This is a genomic window from Limnospira sp. PMC 289.06, assembly GCF_032350395.1.
GTDB classification, from domain to species: Bacteria; Cyanobacteriota; Cyanobacteriia; order Cyanobacteriales; family Microcoleaceae; genus Limnospira; species Limnospira platensis.
In genome coordinates, this window is the sequence record NZ_JARPLC010000164.1 from 4644 (window position 1) to 8378 (window position 3735).

The following is a 3735-nucleotide window of genomic DNA, read 5'->3' on the forward strand; positions in this document are numbered from 1 at the left end:
ATCAATGGTAACACAATTTACCATGTTCGCTCTCGGATGGGCGATGGTGGGAGATTCGGTCGAGAAGGATTCAGAAAATCGTGGACAACCATCCCCAGTAGGTTGGGTGAAACCCAACACTTGCCAATTGGGTGAAACAGGAACGCGATCGCCCTTATCAATGGTAACACAATTTACCATGTTCGCTCTCGGATGGGCGATGGTGGGAGATTCGGTCGAGAAGGATTCAGAAAATCGTGGACAACCATCCCCAGTAGGTTGGGTGAAACCCAACACTTGCCAATTGGGTGAAACAGGAACGCGATCGCCCTTATCAATGGTAACACAATTTACCATGTTCGCTCTCGGATGGGCGATGGTGGGAGATGCGGTCGAGAAGGATTCAGAAAATCGTGGACAACCATCCCCAGTAGTAGACCACTGATGACCGTCACCAACACCGAGACATAAATCACCCACACAGACCGAGAATTTAGGCTGCTGATAGCACCAGAGATAGCGTTCGATTGTTTTTTACCTGATAAAGCCGCTAAAGCCTCTGTGGCATTTTGGTAACGCTTGCGACAATCAAAAGCCACCATTTTATTTAAAACCTCAGCCAATTGGGGGCTGACAGAAACTTGATCAGCCCAAATTACTTCTAGCGTGTTAGGGTTTATCCGTAACTTATCGGGAGGCAATCCTGTTAACCCTTGAATTGCCAACATTCCCACCGCATAAATATCGCTGGCAAAATTAGGACAGCCTTTCCATTGTTCGTGGGGTGTATATCCGCGAGTACCAATAGGTAGGGTAAAATTTCCTTGGGCGACCGTAGTTTCTTCACCAATGTCTTTGACCGTCCCAAAGTCGATCAGCACTATTTTTCCATCCCTAGTGCTGCGCCGGATATTGGAGGGTTTAAGATCGCGGTGAATGATACCTTGTTGGTGAACAACTTTCAGGACTTCTAAAATTTCTCGCAACAGTTGAGTTACCTGGGGTTCCTTGAGTGGAATGCCATTTTGGGGGCAGATTTCATCCGTCAAATCATGACCCTCAATATATTCTTGGACCAGATAAAACTCTTGATTTTCCTGAAAAAGGGCAAAAAGTTGGGGGATTTGGGAGTGTTCCCCCAGTTTATAGAGGGTTTGGGCTTCTCTGTCGAACCAATCCTGGGCTACTTTCAACACCCGGGGCTGAGTCGATGAGGGTTTGAGTTGTTTAACAATCCGGTGAGGATAATCAGGGAGATGAATATCCCGCGCCAAGTAAGTTTCGCCAAAGCCACCTTTACCCAACGAAGATTCGATCTGGTAGCGTCCGCCAAGCAGTTGTCCGACTTGCATAATTTGGGGGGATAATGTTTTTGGGGGAATGGGATTTTAATTGAATTTTGGTATAATGAAAGCAGGTAGAGGGTAGAAGGTTTAATTGCCTCTTAGTCAATATTCTACTCAACTTACAGGAGTCAGGATATGATCAAACTTCAATACTTCGTGCTAATGCTAGTCGTTGCCGTTTTGGCTGGGTTTGGTGTCGGGGCTATTTTTAATCCTGGGTCTTCCACTACTGCTGCTGATCCTACAACCAATCAGGCGATCGATGAACAAACCACATTCAAATGCGTTGACGGAAGCAGCGGTTGGTCAACCGTAGCCGAGAGAGGGAATGCGGTTTCTAAAACGCCGATGATTACTTGGAATAGTGAAGAATTTGGGGATAACTGGACTCCCCAAGAGCGCTGTCACCAAGTTTCTGAGCGACTAACCCTGGCGGTGACCAATCATGGGGGGCAGTTATTGGGATTAGACTTAACCCATGGCAGAGTGAACCAGCTAACCGTGATTTGCGTAGTCAATTCCCGGCAGCAGACCTGTAACGAGAATAATGTGCTGTTTACTCTCAGCCAGAAAAATGCCCCCACCCCCAGAACTACAATAGCAAGGATAATCGACTTTAGCCATGGGCAGGATGTGTCGCCCATAGATGAGTCCGATTATCCCCAGTATTTTACCCTGAAAAGTTGGGTAGAGCGGCATTGACCCCATAGCAGTGGGTTTTAGGGTCGTTCACAAAGGGGGAGTGCTTAACCCAATGGAGATTATCATGCCCAAATTATCGCAGAAATCCGGTTTGTTGGTGGTGGCAGTGCTGGCTGTCGCTCTTGGTGTGGGGGGCTGTGGTCGGCTGTCGTCCTAGAATGTGGGGAAAAAAGCCCGGGAAGTCACGGTGATGGTCGATGGCTGTGCGGCGGGTTCGGGAATGATTTATCGCCGTCAGGGCAATACTTATTATGTGCTGACCGCTCATCATGTGGTCAGGAATGCTCAGGATACTTGTTTGATTATCACTCCTGACGGTATCCGCCATGAGGCTAATCGGGAAGTGACTGTCCCCCAGGCTGATGTGGATTTGGCGGTGTTGACTTTTACCAGCGAGAATGACTACAAGCTGGCGAGGTGGGGAAACTCTGACCGGGTGGCGGTAGGGCAAACCGTCTATGTAGCAGGCGCTCCGGTGGCTACTGAGGCGGTGCCTCGACGCACGGTGACTATCTCGGATGGGAAAGTTATCGGGGAACTCCCTCAGCCGAATGAGGGTTATAGCTTGATTTACAACAATAACACTCGACCAGGTATGAACGGCGAGCCGGTATTCAATGACCGAGGAGGAGTGATTGGGGTTCATGGTAGAGGCGACAAAACTGGGCGGAATTTGGCGATTCCCATTGCCACATTTTTGGAGAGACCTCAATCGGCGATCGCACAAGGGGGGCAGATTGTTGAAAGTCCTCCTCAAATACAGGAGGCAGCAAACCTGCGCGGCGATTTCACTCTCCCCGCATTACAGCAACAAGGAATGATCAAGCGACTGGGACAGGGAGGAGTAAGACAAGTAATTCCCCTCAACCAGGGTGGTCATTGCAAGTGGTGGGGCAAGTTTATTTAACCTCGCCACTGGGGAAGCCGTCTGGGAAATTGATTGTCCGGCTTTGGGTGGGGCGGTCAGTGCAGATGGGCGGTTATTGGCATTGCGTAGCAACAAAGATATTTATCTATGGGATTTAAGCACTGGGCAGTTGTTGCGCCAACTCACGGGACATACAAGCACTGTGAATAGCGTCAGGTTCAGTCGGCGTGGTCAAACCCTGGCTTCTGGGAGTGGGGATAACACAGTGCGACTGTGGGATGTGGCTACGGGACGGGAACTGCGCCAACTCACCGGACATACAAGCACTGTGAATAGCGTCAGGTTCAGTCGGCGTGGTCAAACCCTGGCTTCTGGGAGTGGGGATAACACAGTGCGACTGTGGGATGTGGCTACGGGACGGGAACTGCGCCAACTCACCGGACATACAAGCACTGTGTATAGCGTCAGCTTCAGTCGGCGTGGTCAAACCCTGGCTTCTGGGAGTGATGATGGGGTGGTGCGGTTGTGGAGGGTAGGGTTTTAGTGGAGTTGCTCGGGTTTCACCCAACATTTGTAGGTGGGCTGAAACGAGGGTGAAACCCAATATAACCGAGAGATGGTGGTGTTGGGTTCCGTACCGACCCCCAACCTGCTTAGCTGTTGACGAAAAAATCAGCTAAAATGTGAGCCAACTATAGACACCGACTCAATGGTGTGTTCCAGTTCGGTAATTGAGAGGTCTAATTTTATGGTAACTACCCCTCAACCCACACGACCCGCAAACGTCATCTACCCTGATTCTGATGGAAATCCCATGGCTGAAAATACCCGCCAGTTTCC

At 49.8% G+C, this 3735-nt stretch carries 4 protein-coding genes; 3 read left to right on the forward strand and 1 reads right to left on the reverse strand.

Features of this window, described 5'->3' with window-relative positions; all coding sequences use genetic code 11:
• Positions 1-329: 329 nt before the first annotated feature.
• Entirely contained in the window at positions 330-1331 is a 1002-nt protein-coding gene (locus P5674_RS21640) for a serine/threonine-protein kinase (RefSeq protein ID WP_014277063.1), read from the reverse strand.
• A gap of 129 nt (positions 1332-1460) precedes the next feature.
• Between P5674_RS21640 and P5674_RS21645 the strand changes: the two genes are divergently transcribed.
• From P5674_RS21645 to P5674_RS21655, 3 genes are all read left to right on the forward strand, one after another.
• Positions 1461-2027, forward strand: coding sequence for a COP23 domain-containing protein (locus P5674_RS21645; protein ID WP_006616184.1), 567 nt, complete (start codon positions 1461-1463; stop codon positions 2025-2027).
• A 160-nt stretch (positions 2028-2187) separates the two neighbouring features.
• Positions 2188-2934, forward strand: a complete 747-nt coding sequence (locus P5674_RS21650; RefSeq protein WP_014277064.1) for a S1 family peptidase — start codon at positions 2188-2190, stop codon at positions 2932-2934.
• Positions 2900-3439 (forward strand): WD40 repeat domain-containing protein, encoded by a 540-nt coding sequence (locus tag P5674_RS21655; RefSeq protein ID WP_014277065.1) that lies wholly within the window; start codon positions 2900-2902, stop codon positions 3437-3439. Before P5674_RS21650 ends, P5674_RS21655 begins: the two co-directional genes overlap by 35 nt.
• Positions 3440-3735 lie beyond the last annotated feature (296 nt).

Coding starts and splice junctions, on each gene's coding strand:
- P5674_RS21645 (WP_006616184.1), top strand. CDS start 1,461: ATGATCAAACTTCAATACTTCGTGCTAATGCTAGTCGTTGCCGTTTTG.
- P5674_RS21640 (WP_014277063.1), bottom strand. CDS start 1,331: ATGCAAGTCGGACAACTGCTTGGCGGACGCTACCAGATCGAATCTTCG.